This window comes from Streptococcus sp. k-378 (assembly GCF_013277505.1).
In the GTDB taxonomy this organism is placed as follows: Bacteria; Bacillota; Bacilli; order Lactobacillales; family Streptococcaceae; genus Streptococcus; species Streptococcus pseudopneumoniae.
On record NZ_VMNC01000064.1, the window covers coordinates 1 to 1,129 of the forward strand.

Annotated in this window: 1 protein-coding gene; it reads left to right on the plus strand. The window is 40.3% G+C overall.

Annotation, left to right across the window (positions count from 1 at the left end; translation table 11 throughout):
- Positions 1–241: 241 nt before the first annotated feature.
- Positions 242–1,129 (plus strand): IS1380-like element ISSpn5 family transposase (locus tag HT719_RS07260; RefSeq protein WP_172928709.1); only part of this gene is annotated, 888 nt, incomplete at its 3' end.

The window sequence follows — 1,129 nt, forward strand, 5'->3', positions numbered from 1 at the left end:
ATCGATTTGACTGTCCTGAACGATTTGTCCTGTTATTATTTCATTTTATTATAGTGGATTAAATTAAAAAAGTATACCCCAATTATTCACCCCTAATCTAAAAACCCTCCAGAATCCTTGCCTTAGCTTAGATCCTGGATGGTTTCTTTTTTCACCCAATGGGTGTTTTTTACTAGACAAAAAAGAGTTTCCCCTTTATGGTATAAGTGTAGAAAAAAACACAAAAAGAAAGGAAACTCACATGAACAGTTTACCAAATCATCACTTCCAAAACAAGTCTTTTTACCAACTATCTTTCGATGGAGGTCATTTAACCCAGTATGGTGGTCTTATCTTTTTTCAGGAACTTTTTTCCCAGTTGAAACTAAAAGAGCGGATTTCTAAGTATTTAGTAACGAATGACCAACGCCGCTACTGTCGTTATTCGGATTCAGATATCCTTGTCCAGTTCCTCTTTCAACTGTTAACAGGCTATGGAACGGACTATGCTTGTAAAGAATTGTCAGCTGATGCCTACTTTCCAAAATTGTTGGAAGGAGGGCAGCTTGCTTCACAGCCAACCTTATCCCGTTTTCTTTCCAGAACTGACGAGGAAACAGTCCATAGTTTGCGATGCCTCAACCTTGAATTGGTCGAATTCTTTTTACAGTTTCACCAGCTAAACCAACTCATTGTAGATATCGATTCTACCCATTTCACAGCTTATGGCAAGCAAGAAGGTGTTGCTTATAACGCCCACTATCGTGCTCATGGCTATCATCCTCTTTATGCTTTCGAGGGGAAGACAGGTTATTGTTTCAATGCCCAGCTTCGTCCTGGTAATCGTTATTGTTCTGAAGAGTCAGACAGCTTTATCACACCTGTTTTAGAACGGTTTAATCAACTTCTCTTTCGAATGGATAGTGGCTTTGCGACCCCAAAATTATACGATTTAATTGAAAAAACAGGGCAATACTACCTCATAAAACTCAAGAAAAATACTGTTCTGAGCCGTCTTGGAGACCTTTCCCTCCCTTGCCCACAGGATGAGGACTTAACCATCTTGCCCCACTCCGCCTACTCAGAAACTCTCTATCAAGCAGGATCTTGGTCGCACAAGCGTCGTGTCTGCCAGTTCTCTGAACGAAAA